This is a genomic window from Halomonas salsilacus (assembly GCF_051216275.1).
GTDB lineage: Bacteria > Pseudomonadota > Gammaproteobacteria > Pseudomonadales > Halomonadaceae > Halomonas.
Genome location: NZ_JBPKAQ010000004.1, coordinates 1 through 14,917, shown reverse-complemented (window position 1 = coordinate 14,917; position 14,917 = coordinate 1). Strand labels below are relative to the sequence as shown.

The following is a 14,917-nucleotide window of genomic DNA, read 5'->3' as shown; positions in this document are numbered from 1 at the left end:
GCTCGCCGGCGAAAAAAAACGGCCGAAAAGGGCGGTAAATCAGGGTTGGGTCAGAGACGGCTTGAAACGAGTCACGGATCATTAAGCAGAGGGCTGTGGAGCTCTAAATTGAAATATTATACAAAAACACTACTTTGATCAACTTTTGTATAGATTTACCCGTCTCGACCCGAGGTCGCAGCGCGGCTAAGCTGCCGCGAGAGCCGCAAATGCTTACCGCCACACTCACCGCGACAACGGAGCAACGGGAATGGATGCGCTGGAACTGGTAAGGATCGAACAGCTGGAGGTCGCGGTGCGCATCTGGCACCCCGAGGCGACCAGGACGGTCGTTGCCTGGCATGGCCTGGCCCGCCATGGCGGCGATTTCGAGGACTTCGCCAGGGCGCTGGGCCCCACCTGGCGAGTGCTCGCCCCCGACACCCCGGGGCGGGGCCTCTCGGGCTGGCCGCTCTTTCCCGCCCAGGACTATCTCTACTCGCGCTACACGTCACTGGCCGTCGCCCTGCTCGACCACTTCGGGCTCGACAGCGTGCCCTGGGTGGGCACCTCCATGGGGGGGCTGGTCGGCATGCTGCTCGCGGCGCACCCCGAGACGGCCCCGCGCATAGAGCGACTGGTGCTCAACGACGTGGGTCCCGAACTGGACCCCCAGGGCTTGGCCGACCTGGGCCGCTACTTCGCATCATCCCACCGATTCACCCGCTTCGGCGACCTGGAGGCCGAGCTGCGCCGCCACTATGCCGGCTTCGGCATCGACGGCGACGATGCCTGGCGGCGACTGGCGCTGGGCAGCGCGCGCCGACTGCCCGACGGCAGCTGGACCTACCACTACGATCCCCGCATCGGCGAGCAATTCATCCACGATACTCCCCGGGACACCTGGGCCGACTGGCGAGCCATCCGCTGCCCGCTGATGGTGGTGCGCGGCGCCGACTCCCCGCTGCTGCGCCGCGACAGCGTCGAGAAGATGGCCAAGGCCCAGCCGGGCCTGGTCACGCTGGAGGTACCCGGCTGCGGCCACGCGCCCATGCTCGACCGGGCCGCCCAGATCGACCCCATCGCCGACTTCCTCGAGCGGCCGAGGGAGACCCTGCTGCCGGCCACCCCGGAGGCTCCCTCCCCCGGCTGGTTGAAGCGCCTGATCGCACGGCTCAGGGGTTAGGCAGCAACGCTCATCGCGTCTTGAAGTCCCGGGGATCGATCGCCCACGCCTTGAGGCGCGAGCGTAGGGTCGTCGGCTTGATGCCCAGCCGCTCGGCGGCCCCGCCCTGCCCCGACACCTTGCCGCCGCAGGCGCGCAGGGCCGCCAGCGCATTCTGGCGCTGGCGGCGGACCAGCTCGCTCTCGGTCAGAAGTCCGGGCTCGGCCGTTTCCGGGAAAACCCGGGGCGGTGGCGCAGGGGCTGCGTACGATGGGGCCGGCAGCTCATGGCCGGAGGCCGGGTTCAGGTCGTCGAACGCCAGCAGGCGCCCTTGGGCCACGATCACCTGGCGCTCGATCACGTTCTCCAGCTCGCGGATGTTGCCCGGCCACGGATAGCGCTTGAGCACCTCCAGCTGGGCCGGGGGAATGCGCACCCCGGGCTTGTTGAACTTCTGGCAGGCGCGAATCAGGAAGTGCCGCGCCAACAGGGGCACGTCCTCGATGCGCTCGCGCAGCGGCACCGAGGCGATCGGGAAGACGTTGAGACGAAAGTAGAGGTCCTCGCGAAACGCCCCCGCCGCGACCATCTCGCGCAGCTCGCGGTTGGTCGCGGCGATCACCCGCACGTCCACCTGTCGGGTGCGGTTGTCGCCCACCCGCTCGAACTGTTGCTCCTGAAGCACCCGCAGCAGCTTTCCCTGCAGCTCGAGGGGAATCTCGCCGACCTCGTCGAGAAACAGCGTGCCGCCATCAGCCAGTTCGAAGCGCCCGGTCCGGTCGTTGACCGCCCCGGTAAAGGCCCCCTTCACATGGCCGAAGAACTCGCTCTCGAACAGGTCGCGGGGGATGGCGGCGCAGTTGACCCGGATCAGCGGCCGGCCACCGCGCTTCCCCCCCGCGTGAATGGCCCGCGCGATCAGCTCCTTGCCGGTCCCCGATTCGCCGCTGATCAGCACGTTGGCATCGGTGGGCGCCACCAGCGCAATCTGGCGCACCAGATGGGCCACGGCTGCGCTCTCGCCGACGATCTCGCGATGGTTTATCTCGGCCTTGATCTCCTCCTGCAGGTACTGGTTCTCGAGCTCCAGGCGCTGCTTGAGCGACTCCACCTCAGCCAGGGCATCGCGCAGCTGCCGCTCGGCGTGCTGGCGTTCCGAAATGTCCCGGAACAGCACCACGGCCCCCACCAGCCGTCCCATCTCGAAGATCGGTGTGCTGGTGTACTCCACTGGAATCGCCTCGCCGTTTTTGTGCCAGAACACCTCGTCATCGACCCGATGCACCTGGCCGTCGCTGAAGGAGGCGTGGATCGGGCACTGCTGCACCGGAAAGTGGCGGCCGTCGGGGTGGGTGTGGTGGAACAGCAGGTGGGCATCATGGCCCACCATATCCTCGGTACTCCAACCGAGGATTCGCTCGGCGGCCGGGTTGACGAAGGTGGTACGGCCCTCGGCGTCCAGGCCGTAGATGCCCTCGCCCGCCGCCCCGAGGATCAGCTGGTTCTGCCGCTCGATACGTTCGAACACCTGCTCGACCCGCTCCCAGCCCACCTGCCCGCGCCGGTGCTGGCGCCGCAGGTCAGCCATGGCGCGGCGCTGCTCCGCCTTCTGGCGGTCGACCAGGGTCAGCAGCAGTCGCCCTTCGCCGAGCGTCTGGGCCTGCACCTCCACGTGGTGGGGCTGGCGCTTCAGATCGAGAACCACCAGGTCATCCGACCAGGCGGGGGACCGGGTGAGGGCCTCGTCGGTGAAGCTGACCCACAGCGGCAGCGAGGCCCCCAGGCGATGGCTGAAGGGGTCGATGGAGAGCGCCTCGGCATCGCCGCTCAGCAGCTGGCAGGCCGCCGCATTGGCGCCCAGCAGCCGGTCGGCCACGGGGTCGACCACCAGCAGGGCCTGAGGCGCCCGGGCGAAGGCCTCCTGGACGAGCGATGGCGGGGAAAGGTCGGGCAACAGCATGTCGGCACTCTCGCAGAGATGGATGCCCTCTCCATACAAGCCTCGGGCCAGTGACGAGAAATCGTCAAAGTTTCAACGAGATCTCGCCGTTAACGAGATCTCGTCATGCTACCCGCCAGGGAGCCTCAGGAAGAGAGAAAACACAACCGACTGAAAATTAAACTTTATCCTGAAAATAACCCGACATGGCACAGACTTCGCAAAATTACTCATGAGTGGCCAGTCGACGGCCTCGATGCACCGAAATGGCGCAAGGACGGCCTTCCCCTGCACTAGCGAAGCGAGACTACCATGAACAACGACCACAACAGTCTGGGCAACCCCTTCGATCACCGGCAATCCCTGGTCCATGGACGCGGCTGCGACTGCACGACCTGTACGGATGAAAAACAGGTTGCCGCCACGATTGCTTCCTCAGACGATACCGACACCCCAAGCGCCTCCGCCCCTCAGCAGCAGGAAGAGATGATGGACCGGGTGGTAGAGAGCGCCCTGGTGCGCGGCATGTTCGGCCACAGCGACATACACCGCCGCCAGTTCATGAAGCTGGTAGGCGGCGGTACCGTGGCCGCCGCACTGGCGAGCCTGTTTCCCATGGACGCCATCAAGGCGGCGGTGAAGGATGGACTGGGCCCGCTGGAGAAGACCCGCCTGGATGTCGGCTTCGTCCCGATCACCTGCGCCACGCCGATCATCATGGCCCATCCCATGGGCTTCTATGAGCGCTACGGCCTGGATGTCTCGGTGATCAAGACCGCCGGCTGGGCGGTGGCCCGCGACAAGTCGCTCAACCGCGAGTACGACGCCGCCCACATGCTGACCCCGATGCCGCTGGCCATGACGCTGGGCGCGGGCTCCAACCCCGAGCACTTCATCATGCCCGCCGTGGAGAACATCAACGGCCAGGCGATCGTGCTGCACAACGACCACCAGGACAAGCGCGACCCTCGGCAGTGGAAGGGCTTCACCTTCGGCGTGCCCTTCGAATACTCGATGCACAACTTCCTGCTGCGCTACTACGTCGCCGAACACGGCCTCGACCCCGACCAGGACATCCAGATCCGGGTGATCCCGCCGCCCGAGATGGTCGCCAACCTGCGCGCCGGCAACATCGACGGGTTCCTCTCGCCGGACCCCTTCAACCAGCGGGCCGTCTACGAGCGCATCGGCTTCATCCACCTGCTCACCAAGGAGATATGGGAGGGCCACCCGTGCTGCGCCTTCGCCACCAGCGCCCAGTTCGCCCGGGAGAATCCCAACACCTATGGCGCCCTGCTGCGCGCCATCATCGACGCCACCCAGTACTCCTCGGACCCCGCCAACCGGTCGGAGATCGCCGAGGCGATCGCTCCCACCAACTATCTGAACCAGCCGGTGACGGTGATCGAACAGGTCTTGACGGGCACCTTTGCCGATGGCCTGGGCGAAGTGCAACGAGTGCCCGACCGCATCGACTTCGACCCCTTCCCCTGGCACTCCATGGCGGTGTGGATCCTCACCCAGATGAAGCGCTGGGGCTATATCGAGGGACATGTGGACTACCAGCAGATCGCCCGCGACGTCTACCTGGCCACCGATGCCCGAGAGGTGATGCGCGAACTGGGCTACGAGGCGCCGGAGGAGAACGCGCGCAACTACGAGATCATGGGCAAGACCTTCGACTACACCCAGCCCGAGGCCTACCTCGAAAGCTTCGCGATCCGGAGGAGCTGACATGGACCGCACGACGACCGAATGGAAGTTCAGCCTCAACGTCCGTGCCACCCTGCTGGCCGTGCTGATGCTGATCACCGGCATGGGGCTCTGGGAGGGCCTTCACCAGGTACCCGCCCTCGCCGGTGGCGGTGGCCAGCTGAGCGAGTACGAACAGCTGATGGCCGGCGCAGACCAGACCGCCAAGGTGCCACCGCCCTCGGAGGTTCTGGTGCGCGCCTGGGAGGAGCTCTCCAATCCCTTCTATGATGCCGGCCCCAACGACAAGGGCATCGGCATCCAACTGGGCTATTCGCTCTACCGGGTGCTCACCGGCTACCTGATGGCTGCCGTGATCGCCATCCCGATCGGCTTTCTGATCGGCATGTCGCCGCTGATGTACAAGGCGTTGAATCCCTATATCCAGGTGCTGCGACCGATCTCGCCACTGGCCTGGATGCCGCTGGCACTGTTCATCATCCAGGACTCCGAGGCCTCGGCGATCTTCGTGATCTTCATCTGCTCGATATGGCCGATGCTGCTCAACACCGCCTTCGGGGTGGCCGGCGTGCGCCAGGACTGGGTCAACGTGGCCCGCACCCACGAGCTTTCGTCGATGAAGACCGCCTTCAAGGTGATCCTGCCCGCCGCCGCGCCGACCATCCTCACCGGCATGCGCATCTCCATCGGCATCGCTTGGCTGGTGATCGTCGCCGCCGAGATGCTCGTGGGCGGTACCGGCATCGGCTACTACGTGTGGAACGAGTGGAACAACCTCGACCTGACCAGCGTGATCTTCTCGATCCTGATGATCGGCGTGGTCGGCATGCTGCTTGACCTGGCGCTGTCCTCGATCGCGCGACTGGTCACCTATCAGGAATAACCCCGGGAGAGAGACATGAGTCATGCCTTCGTGGAAGTTCAACAGGCCGCCAAGCGCTTTCCCGGCGACCGCGGCGAGGAGGATCTGACGGTCTTCGAGAACGTCAGCTTCAGCCTCGAGAAGGGCGAGTTCGTCTGCATCATCGGCCACTCCGGCTGCGGCAAGTCGACCATCATGAACGCCCTGGCCGGGCTCGACAGCCTGAGTGACGGCGCCATGATCATGGATGGCCGCGAGATCAATGGCCCGGGCCTGGAACGGGGCGTGGTGTTCCAGAACTACAGCCTGCTGCCGTGGCTGTCGGCACTGGAGAACGTGCGCTTCGGGGTCCGCGCCCGCTGGAGGGAGTGGAACGAGGCCAAGGTCACTGAACACAGCCTGGCGTACCTGGAGATGGTGGGACTCAAGGGCGTCGAGGATCGCAAGCCGGCCCAGCTTTCGGGGGGCATGCGCCAGCGGGTCAGCATCGCCCGGGCGTTTGCCACCAAGCCGGAGCTGCTGCTGCTCGACGAGCCCTTCGGGGCACTGGACGCCCTGACCCGCGGCGTCATCCAGGACGAGCTGGTCAAGATCTGGAGCCAGGACCGCCAGACGGTGTTCATGATCACCCACGACGTGGATGAGGCGATCCTGCTGGCCGACCGCATCTTCCTGATGACCAACGGCCCCCAGGCCCGTATCGCCGAGGCGGTGGAGATCGACCTGCCGCGGCCGCGCGCTCGGGCCGAGATCGTCAAGCACCCGCACTTCTACCTGATCCGCAACTACCTGGTCGACTTCCTGGTGAACCGCTCGGGAGAGCTGCGTACCGCCGATATCGACCGACGCGGCCTGAACTATCCCCGCGCGGTCAACCCGGTCACCGAGGCGGCGCCCGAGCCTGCCACCTCGACCACCCGACCCGCCGTGACCGATACCGATAGCGCGGATGCTCCCTCATCCGCTTCCGCTACCCATAAGCTGGTCAAGTTCACTCCCAAGGAGACTCACCATGGATAAGCTCGAGATGCGCCACACCCTGCTCGCCGCCAAGGCCCGCAAGAAGATGAGCTGGGACGACATCGGCAACGCCGTGGGCATGTCACCCGTGTGGGTGGCGTCCGCCTGCTACGGCATGAACAGCGCCAGCGCCGATGTCGCCCACAAGATCGCCGACGTACTTGGCGTCGACAAGGAGGTGGCCGACGCACTGATCACCTTCCCCACCAAGGCCTGGGACGAGGCGATCCCCCAGGATCCCTTTGTCTATCGCCTCTACGAGGTGGTGGGGGTCTACGGCGAGACCCTCAAGGACGTGGTTCAGGAGCAGTTCGGCGACGGCATCATGAGCGCCATCGACTTTACCATGGAGGTCGACAAGATCGAGGACCCCAAGGGCGACCGGGTGCTGCTGACCCTCAACGGCAAGTTCCTGCCCTACAAGGCCTGGTAGGCCGCAAGGCCCGCCACCGCGCACTCGAACGCCCGGCGACAGCCGCTGCCGAACAGAATGGTAGGAGGAGGAGCAGAGGGCTGAGCAGCGCAGGAACGAAGGAAGCCAAGGAAATGACAGACGCTCAGTAAGCGAAAGCAGCGCCTCGGCCATCGGCCGGGGCGCTGTCGTTCCATCAGGTCCGAATGACAGCGCCCGAGGCGCACAAAAAAGCCGCCCCGAAGGACGGCAAGAGCAAGGGACTGGAGGAATAGCGAAGAGGGACAATCACTCGGGCAGCAACACCCCGTCGATGACGTGGATCACGCCGTTGCTGGTCTCGATATCGGCCTGGATCACGGTGGCATCGTTGATCATCACGCTGCCATCCATGGTGGTGATGGTGATCGACTGACCCTGGACCGTCTCGGCGCTGTCCAGGCCCATGGCGTCTTCGGCCATCACCTTACCGACCACCACGTGGTAGGTCAGGATCGACTGCAGGGTCTCCTGGTTCTCCGGCAACAGCAGCTCATCCAGGGTGCCTTCGGGCAGCGCAGCGAAGGCCTCATCGGTCGGTGCGAAGACGGTGAACGGGCCTTCGCCCTTCAGGGTGTCGACCAGGCCGGCGGCCTCGACGGCGGCGACCAGAGTCTCGAACTGCCCGGCGGCGATGGCGGTATCGACGATGTCATGAGACTCCTCGGTGTGGGAGTGGCTGCCGGCGTGTACGGCGCCCGCCATCATCAGGCCGGCCATGCCGGCGCCCATCCAACGGGTTGCTGTCTTGAAGCTTGTCATGGTGTCACTCCTCGGGAAGTTGTCCAGCGGGCAATGAGTCAAAGGCCTTGGATCGCTCGGGTGTGCCTGAGGGCATCCTTGTACGCGACAATATATTTGTACATGTCTTGAACAGGAAGTTCACCCTGTCACGGACTTTTTTTCCTGGCACCGCATGCAGCCCCATGGCACAACGGACTGCGGGAAACTCGACCCCCTGCCGTCAGCCACCCTTCAAGGAGAACCGCGATGTACAAGCTGGCCTTCTTCGTGCCCATGGCGGACGCCGAGGCGGTAAAGGAAGCCGTCTTCGCCACCGGCGCCGGACGCATCGGTGACTACGAGGCGTGCTGCTTCGAAACGCGAGGCACCGGGCAGTTCCGGCCGCTGGCCGGCGCCAAACCGCATATCGGCCAGGTCGGCGACCTGGAGCGGCTCGAGGAACTCAAGGTGGAACTGGTCTGCGAGGATCACCTGATCCGCGACGCGGTGGCGGCGCTCAAGGCCGTCCACCCCTACGAGGAGCCCGCGTTTGATGTCTGGAAACTGGAGAGCCTGGAATGACGGGATGCCGCGCGGCTCGCGGCTCGCGGCGTGCGGTAGACGAGTCAGGACTGGCCCATCATGCCGACCCAAAGTAGCGCTCGCGATCCTCTGGGCTGATATCGCTCACATGCAGCGGGTAGTCGCCGCCGTGGCGGTCGCTGTAGAAGTGACGCAGAGTGCGCTCGATGGTGGGAAAGGCGAGCTCGTCCCAGGGGATCTCGTGCTCCTCGAACAGCGCCACCTCCAGGCTCTCGGAGCCGGGCTCGAAGCCGCCGACGAGATCGGCCCGGAAGATCATGTAGACCTGATTGATATGCGGCAGATTGATCAGGGTATAGAGCCCGTGGATCGCCACCTCGGCGCAGGCCTCCTCGCGGGTCTCCCGGGCGGCGGCCTCCACGGTGGTCTCGGCGTTCTCCATGTAGCCCGCCGGCAGGGTCCAGTAACCCTTGCGCGGGGCGATCGCGCGGCGGCACAGCAGCACCCGGGTGCCGCTGACCGGCAGGGTGCCGGCGACGATGCGCGGGTTCTGGTAGTGGATGGTGCTGCACTCATCGCACAGGTAGCGGGGGCGGTCGTCCCCCTCGGGGATGGCGAAGCGCACGGTATGGCCGCAGTGGCTGCAGAAATTCATGAGACTCCCAGGCAGTCTGGCGGGCTTGACGCCACTCTCGAGAGACGGGTAGAAGGAATCAAACCCGACGGATACCCCATGTTAGAGAATCTTAGAGAACGCCTGCAAGCGCACCGGCCCCGCCGGGCCGCCCTGCTCCTGCCGGAGGCGGCGGTGCTGATGCCCATCGTCGACCGCCCCGAGCCTACCCTGCTGTTCACTCGCCGCGCCGCCCACCTCAACACCCACAGCGGCCAGGTGGCCTTCCCCGGCGGCAAGCGCGAGGCGGGCGACCCGGACCTGCTGACCACCGCCCTGCGCGAGTCCCATGAGGAGATCGCCCTGCCGCCCTACCGGGTAGAGCTGCTCGGACGGCTGTCGGATGTGATTTCTCTGCACGGTATGCGCGTGACGCCCTATGTGGGCCTGATCCCGCCGAACCTGCCGCTCGTCGCCGACCCCAGTGAACTGGACGCTATCTTCGAGGTACCGCTCCGCCATTTTCTCGAGGATTGCCGCCACCACACCGACGTCATCCCCATGGATGGCCGGCCCCTCTATGTGCCCAACTACCAGGTGGACGGCCAGGTGATCTGGGGCCTCTCCGCCATGATGCTGGTGGAGCTGCTGGCCGAGGGATTCGGCTGCCCGGTGAACCTGGACCGAGAACCGCCCGGCCGCCTCTGCTACTTTCCCGAGCGCCTGCTGCGCATCCAGCAGCAGGCCACCCGATGACGTCCCATACGCTCGAGGAGACCACGACGCTGAGCGCCTTCCCTCCCCCCGCCCTGTCCGCCGAGGCCCTGCCACAGCTGATCGACGCCCTGGTCGAACAGGGTTGGTACCTGGGCACAGGGGTTCTCGACGGTGACCTGTGCGCCGAGCTTCACGCCGAGCTGAGCGCCCTGGCCGAACACGACGCCCTGGAGGCGGCCGGTATCGGCCGCGGCAGGGAGCTTAGGCTGCGTCGAGATATCCGCGGTGATGCCATCCACTGGCTCGACCGCGAGAGCCTCGCCCAGCGCCGCTACCTGGAGGCCATGAAAGAGGTGCAGCAGGCGCTGAACCAGACGCTCTTCCTGGGGCTCTTCGAGTACGAGGCCCACTTCGCCCACTACCCGCCCGGCGCCTTCTATCGCCGGCACCTGGACAGCTTTCGCGGCCGCGCCAACCGGGTGGTCTCCACCGTGGGCTACCTCAACCCTGACTGGCCCACCGATGGCGGCGGCGAGATGGTGCTCTACGCCCCTGATGATCCCGAGCGCGTGGTGGCCAGGGTATGCCCCAGCGCCGGCACCTTTGCCTGCTTCCTCGCCGAGACGGTCCCCCACGAAGTGCTGCCGACCCGCCTGCCGCGGGCCAGCATCGCCGGCTGGTTCCGGCGCAACGCCTCGCTGGGCGGCCAGGTGGACCCGGCCCGCTGATGGCCGACGAACGCAATCGGCCCGAGGGCCTCGACGCGCGCTGCGCCGAGCTGGAGGCGGAGAACCATCGGCTTGCGGCCCGCGCGCAGCACCTCGAGGACGAGCGCAACCACTATCAATGGCTGGCCGAGAGCACCACCGACCTGATCAGCCGCCACGCCCGGGACGGCACCTTCCTCTACGCCTCCCGCGCCGCCCGGGACCTGCTCGGCTATGAACCCGAGGCGCTGATCGGCGTCTCCGCCTATGATCTCTTCCACCCCGCGGATCTCGCCGACCTGCTCAACAAGTCACCGCGGGTCTACTACCACGCCGGCTTCTACCAGCAGACCTACCGCTTTCGCGCCCGAGACGGCCACTACGTGTGGTTCGAAACCACCAGCCGCACCCGCCGCGACCCCGACACCGGCGAGTTGCTCGACATCCTCTGCGTCTCCCGGGACGTGGGCCGGCGCCTGAGCGCCGAGGCCAACCGCGAGCGCCTGGCGCGGGTGGTGGAGTCCACCACCGACCACGTGCTGTTCATGGACGAACGCGAACGGCTGTTCTACGCCAACGAGGCCGCACGGCGCCTGCTGCGCCTGCCCCGGGAGGGCATCACGGCACGCCTGGCCGATGCCTATGACGAAGGATCGCTGGTCGAGCTGCGCGATATCGTGCTGCCCGCCGTGTCCCGCTACGGCTCATGGAGCGGTGAGCTTGCGATGCGGGGCCCCGGCGGGCCGGTGCCGGTGCTCAGCGTGGTGATGGCCCACCGGGGGCCGGGGACCAAGCCCGGCCACGTATCGCTGCTCAACCGCGATATCGGCCTGCGCAAGGCCGCCGAGGCCCAGGCCCATCGCCACCAGGAGCAGATCGCCCACGCCAACCGGCTCGCCACCACCGGCGAGTTCGCCTCCAACATCGCCCACGAGCTCAACCAGCCACTCGGTGCCATCGCCAACTACGCCAGCGGCGCTCTGCTCAAGCTCGATGCCGACCCGAGCCAGCCCGCCGAGGCGCTGCGCCTGCCACTGGCGCGCATCAGCGAGCAAGTGGCGCGCCTGGCCGAGCGCCTACGCCATATCCGCGACTTCGTGCGCAAGGGGCAGACGCGCCCACACCCGATCGCCCTGCTGGAGGTGGTCGACGCCGCCTGCCGGCTCTGCGAGTGGCAGTTCCAGCAGGCCGGCATCGGCCTGGAGCACCACCTGCCCGAGTCGCTGCCCAGGGTGGTTGCCGACCCGGTGGCCCTGGAGCAGGTGCTGGTCAACCTGCTGCTCAACGCCCTGGAGGCGAGCCGCGACCACCCGGGCGCCAAACGGGTCAGCCTGCGCGCCCGCCAGAGCGGCCGGCGCGAGGTCATGCTGACGGTGAGCGATCAGGGGCCCGGCGTGCCGGCCACCGAGGCCGAGCGCATCTTTGCCCCCTTCCACTCCGGGCGACCGGAGGGGCTCGGCATGGGGCTCGCCATTAGCCACTCGCTGATGGAGGCCATGGGCGGTGAACTGCGCCTGCTACCCGCCGCCGGTTCTGGCGGCGCCACCTTTGCCGCTACACTGCTGGCCGAACCCGCTCCCCTGGCTGCCTCGAGGCGCACGTGACTGACACCCCGAACGCCTGCATCGCCATCGTCGACGACGACGAGGCCCTGCGCGAATCGCTGGCCTGGCTGCTCGACTCCGTGGGCCTGGCCAGCCGCGCCTTCACCGACGGCGAGGCCTTCCTGGCCGCCGACCCCGACGCCCTCGACGCCGTACTGCTCGACGTGCGCATGCCGGGCCTCTCCGGCCTGCAGGTGCAGCAGCGCATGAACGAGCGCGAAGATGATCTCCCGGTGATCTTCATGACCGGCCACGGCGACGTGCCCATGGCGGTGGCGGCCCTCAAGGCCGGCGCCCTGGACTTCCTCGAGAAGCCATTCAATCACCAGCAGCTGATCGACACCCTGCAGCAGGCGCTGCGGGTGCACCAGCAGCACCGCCGAGAGAGCGCGCGCCACGACGACCTGCAGGCGCGCTATGCGGCGCTGCGCCCCAAGGAGCAGCGGATCCTGGTGCACGTGGCCGAGGGGATGACCAGCCGCGAGATCGCCGAGCACCTGGGCATCAGCGCCAAGACCGTGGAGGTCTACCGGCTGCGCGCCATGAAGGCGCTGGGGGCAACGAGCCTGGCCGAGCTGGTGCGGCTGTGCGTGGCGCTGGAGCTGGTGGCGGCCCTGCCTGACCAAGGCCCGGCCAACGCGGACTGAGCGGCCCGCCGCCTCCATAAGCCGTCTCCTTAAACAGGAGCGGGCGCCCTCGGGCACCCGTTCTGCGTTCGCTACTCGCATCACTTCTTGGAACACCGCTCGCATTACTCCTCGCGGAGGGCGAGCTCCTCGAAGATGCCATTAAGGGTCGGCGCTTCGTCGGGCTCCGGCGCGGCCGGAGGCTGGAGAGCCACCAACTGTCCGGTGGGTTCGTCCAGCAGGCCGCGCAGCTGCTCGTAGTCGAAGGCCTGGCCGTTGGCATTGCCCTCGTTGAGGCGAGCGATGGTGTCGATCAGTGCCGACATGCCGTGCTCCTGCTCTTCCAGGGATTCAAACACCTGCACCAACGGCTTGCCATCCTGCCAGCCGACCTTGATGGGCTGGTCGATGATAGCGACCTGGGTGCCCACCGGTACGTTGTTGAACACCGACTCGATGTCCTCGGGAAACATGCGGATGCAGCCGCGGCTGGCGCGCATGCCGATGCCATCGGGCTCGTTGGTCCCGTGGATCAGGTAGCCGGGGATGTCGAGCAGCACGGCATGGCGCCCCAGCGGGTTGTCCGGGCCCGGCGGCACCACGGCCGGCGGCGGGTCGCCACGCTCGGCGGCCTCTTCGCGGATAGAGCGCGGCGGATACCAGGCCGGGTCTTCCAGGCGCATGGTGGTCTTGGTGACCCCCAGCGGCGTGTCGTAGCCATCGCGGCCGATGCCGATCGGATAGGTCTCGACCCGCGCCGTCTCGCCCTCGCCCACTTTCGGAAAATAGTAGAGGCGCAGCTCGGCGATGTTGATCACGACCCCGGTGCGCTCGGCGTCGGGCAGAATGTGGGCCCCGGGAATCGTCACCTCGGTGCCCTCGCCCGGAATCCAGATGCTCACATCGGGATTGGCGCTGATGATCTCCTCGTAGCCGACGCCGTGCTCGCGGGCGAGGTCCATCAAGGTGTGCTCGTGATCCTCCACCGTCACCGTGTAGGCCTCGCCGATCACGTTGCCCTCTGCCGGCAGCGGATAGTGGCCACGGAGCCACCCGCCCTCCTCCTCGGCCAGCGCGGCGCCGGAAAGCGCCAGCATGCCGGCGAGAAGCCCGCTCATGGTAAGAGCCAACCACGCCGGGATCACCCCCGACTCGCCTGGCTTATCTCTTGTCATTGCCATCTATTCACCTCGTCAAGGCAACCTCGGCCGCATGGCCTCGGATATCCATCGTGTATGCAGTGTAACGGGGAGCGCCACCGTCATGTGTTCTAATCAAGTCAGAGCGGACAAATTTTCAAGCCGCAGCTGCCAATTCAATCTCCCTCGGCGTCTTGTAGCCCAGGGTCGAGTGCAGTCGGCAGCTGTTGTACTCCATCTCGATTTAGTCGATCACGTCCCGCCTCGCTGCCTGTCGGCTCCCGTAGCGCTGACCAGCCAGCCACTCGCTTTTCAGTGAGCCGAAGAAGCGCTCCATGACGGCATTGTCCCAGCAGTTTTTTAAAATATCCGTTTCAATGTGGAGCTTACGTACTTCCTCGCGGAGTTTCTTGATCTCGGCGTCGCGATCGTCCTCCCGCCGCCCCAGGCTGCCGATGCCTTGCTGACGATGCTTGCGGCACCAGCGGTCCAGTACGCTGCGCTCCACGCCCAGGCGCCGGGCGGCCTCGGATACGGAATACCCCTGATCGATCACCAGGGCTCACCGCATCCGCCTTGAATTCATCGGAAAACCGACGTCGCTTCTTCTTGGTTATGAACACCTCCAATGCTTCCATTATGAGGCTTACCGAGAGTTAAGCCCCAATTAGCCCGGATATTGCACCGGGCATGAAAAAAACGGCTGAAAATCGGTTATGATTCAAGCTACTACACCAGAACCAACCGCCTCAGCCGCCATGACAAAATGTACCATTCCTTCCGCTTCCTTTCCACGCTGCAAAGGCCGTCAGATCACCGCCCGCTTCGATGGCGGCGATGTCACTTCCGACGGCGGCATCCTGCTGCTGCGTCAGCTCGATCGCGAGATGGGCCTGACCCGCGCTATCGCTCGCCAGCTGAGCGATGAACGCGACCCTCAGCGCTGCCAGCACCGCACGGAAACCCTGGTCCGACAGCGCGTGTTCGGCCTGGCGCTGGGCTACGAGGACCTCAACGACCATCATGCGCTGCGTCACGACATCGCCCTGCAGACCGCCGTCGATACCGACGGCGTGCTGGCCAGCCAGTCCACCCTGTGTCGCTTCGAGCAGCAAG

The 14,917-nt window shown here is 66.3% G+C and carries 15 protein-coding genes and 2 pseudogenes; 11 read left to right on the top strand and 6 right to left on the bottom strand.

Annotation, left to right across the window (positions count from 1 at the left end; all coding sequences use genetic code 11):
• The first annotated feature begins 250 nt into the window (after positions 1-250).
• Positions 251-1,165 (top strand): alpha/beta fold hydrolase, encoded by a 915-nt coding sequence (locus ACR80S_RS07205; protein ID WP_435402909.1) that lies wholly within the window; start codon positions 251-253, stop codon positions 1,163-1,165.
• A 10-nt stretch (positions 1,166-1,175) separates the two neighbouring features.
• Here the strand turns inward: ACR80S_RS07205 and ACR80S_RS07200 are convergent, their stop codons facing one another.
• Positions 1,176-3,104: a sigma-54 interaction domain-containing protein gene (locus ACR80S_RS07200; protein WP_435402908.1), complete on the bottom strand. Its 1,929-nt coding sequence runs from the start codon at positions 3,102-3,104 to the stop codon at positions 1,176-1,178.
• A 291-nt stretch (positions 3,105-3,395) separates the two neighbouring features.
• Between ACR80S_RS07200 and ACR80S_RS07195 the strand changes: the two genes are divergently transcribed.
• Genes ACR80S_RS07195 through cynS form a run of 4 tightly spaced genes read left to right on the top strand, consistent with a single transcriptional unit; the run spans position 3,396 to position 7,111 of the window.
• Positions 3,396-4,817 carry a CmpA/NrtA family ABC transporter substrate-binding protein gene (locus ACR80S_RS07195; protein ID WP_435402093.1) on the top strand — a complete coding sequence of 474 codons (1,422 nt, stop codon included), beginning with the start codon at positions 3,396-3,398 and terminating at the stop codon, positions 4,815-4,817.
• 1 nt (position 4,818) lies between these two features.
• Positions 4,819-5,679, top strand: a complete 861-nt coding sequence (ntrB, locus tag ACR80S_RS07190; protein WP_435402094.1) for a nitrate ABC transporter permease — start codon at positions 4,819-4,821, stop codon at positions 5,677-5,679.
• A 15-nt stretch (positions 5,680-5,694) separates the two neighbouring features.
• Entirely contained in the window at positions 5,695-6,678 is a 984-nt protein-coding gene (locus ACR80S_RS07185) for an ABC transporter ATP-binding protein (protein WP_435402907.1), read from the top strand.
• Positions 6,671-7,111 (top strand): cyanase, encoded by a 441-nt coding sequence (gene cynS / locus ACR80S_RS07180; RefSeq protein WP_435402096.1) that lies wholly within the window; start codon positions 6,671-6,673, stop codon positions 7,109-7,111. Before ACR80S_RS07185 ends, cynS begins: the two co-directional genes overlap by 8 nt.
• Positions 7,112-7,378: 267 nt before the next feature.
• Here cynS and ACR80S_RS07175 read toward each other — a convergent pair whose 3' ends face one another.
• Positions 7,379-7,891 carry a fasciclin domain-containing protein gene (locus ACR80S_RS07175; protein ID WP_435402906.1) on the bottom strand — a complete coding sequence of 171 codons (513 nt, stop codon included), beginning with the start codon at positions 7,889-7,891 and terminating at the stop codon, positions 7,379-7,381.
• A 228-nt stretch (positions 7,892-8,119) separates the two neighbouring features.
• Between ACR80S_RS07175 and ACR80S_RS07170 the strand changes: the two genes are divergently transcribed.
• Entirely contained in the window at positions 8,120-8,434 is a 315-nt protein-coding gene (locus tag ACR80S_RS07170; RefSeq protein WP_435402098.1) for a YqfO family protein, read from the top strand.
• 58 nt (positions 8,435-8,492) lie between these two features.
• On the opposite strand, the gene ACR80S_RS07165 is transcribed toward ACR80S_RS07170, so the two are convergent.
• Positions 8,493-9,050 (bottom strand): NUDIX hydrolase, encoded by a 558-nt coding sequence (locus ACR80S_RS07165; RefSeq protein WP_435402099.1) that lies wholly within the window; start codon positions 9,048-9,050, stop codon positions 8,493-8,495.
• A 78-nt stretch (positions 9,051-9,128) separates the two neighbouring features.
• Here ACR80S_RS07165 and ACR80S_RS07160 point away from each other — a divergent pair, with 78 nt between their 5' ends.
• The 4 genes from ACR80S_RS07160 to ACR80S_RS07145 are packed head-to-tail and all read left to right on the top strand — an operon-like array spanning position 9,129 to position 12,683.
• A complete protein-coding gene (locus tag ACR80S_RS07160; protein ID WP_435402905.1) occupies positions 9,129-9,764 on the top strand; it encodes a CoA pyrophosphatase in 636 nt (211 codons plus the stop codon).
• Positions 9,761-10,453: a 2OG-Fe(II) oxygenase gene (locus tag ACR80S_RS07155; RefSeq protein ID WP_435402904.1), complete on the top strand. Its 693-nt coding sequence runs from the start codon at positions 9,761-9,763 to the stop codon at positions 10,451-10,453. Before ACR80S_RS07160 ends, ACR80S_RS07155 begins: the two co-directional genes overlap by 4 nt.
• The gene (locus tag ACR80S_RS07150) at positions 10,453-12,036 is read left to right on the top strand and encodes a PAS domain-containing sensor histidine kinase (RefSeq protein ID WP_435402102.1); all 1,584 of its coding nucleotides are present in this window, start codon (positions 10,453-10,455) and stop codon (positions 12,034-12,036) included. Before ACR80S_RS07155 ends, ACR80S_RS07150 begins: the two co-directional genes overlap by 1 nt.
• Positions 12,033-12,683 carry a response regulator transcription factor gene (locus ACR80S_RS07145; protein ID WP_435402103.1) on the top strand — a complete coding sequence of 217 codons (651 nt, stop codon included), beginning with the start codon at positions 12,033-12,035 and terminating at the stop codon, positions 12,681-12,683. The genes ACR80S_RS07150 and ACR80S_RS07145 overlap by 4 nt, the downstream gene beginning before the upstream one ends.
• Before the next feature lie 104 nt (positions 12,684-12,787).
• On the opposite strand, the gene ACR80S_RS07140 is transcribed toward ACR80S_RS07145, so the two are convergent.
• The 3 genes and pseudogenes from ACR80S_RS07140 to ACR80S_RS07130 all read right to left on the bottom strand — a co-directional run.
• Positions 12,788-13,843 carry a L,D-transpeptidase family protein gene (locus ACR80S_RS07140; protein ID WP_435402104.1) on the bottom strand — a complete coding sequence of 352 codons (1,056 nt, stop codon included), beginning with the start codon at positions 13,841-13,843 and terminating at the stop codon, positions 12,788-12,790.
• 115 nt (positions 13,844-13,958) lie between these two features.
• Positions 13,959-14,159 (bottom strand): annotated as a pseudogene (locus ACR80S_RS07135) (integrase core domain-containing protein); the annotation flags it as partial.
• 36 nt (positions 14,160-14,195) lie between these two features.
• Positions 14,196-14,357 (bottom strand): annotated as a pseudogene (locus tag ACR80S_RS07130) (transposase); the annotation flags it as partial.
• Positions 14,358-14,559: 202 nt separating this feature from the next.
• Between ACR80S_RS07130 and ACR80S_RS07125 the strand changes: the two are divergent.
• Positions 14,560-14,917, top strand: a 358-nt coding sequence (locus ACR80S_RS07125) for a transposase (protein ID WP_435402903.1), incomplete at its 3' end; no start/stop codon positions are given.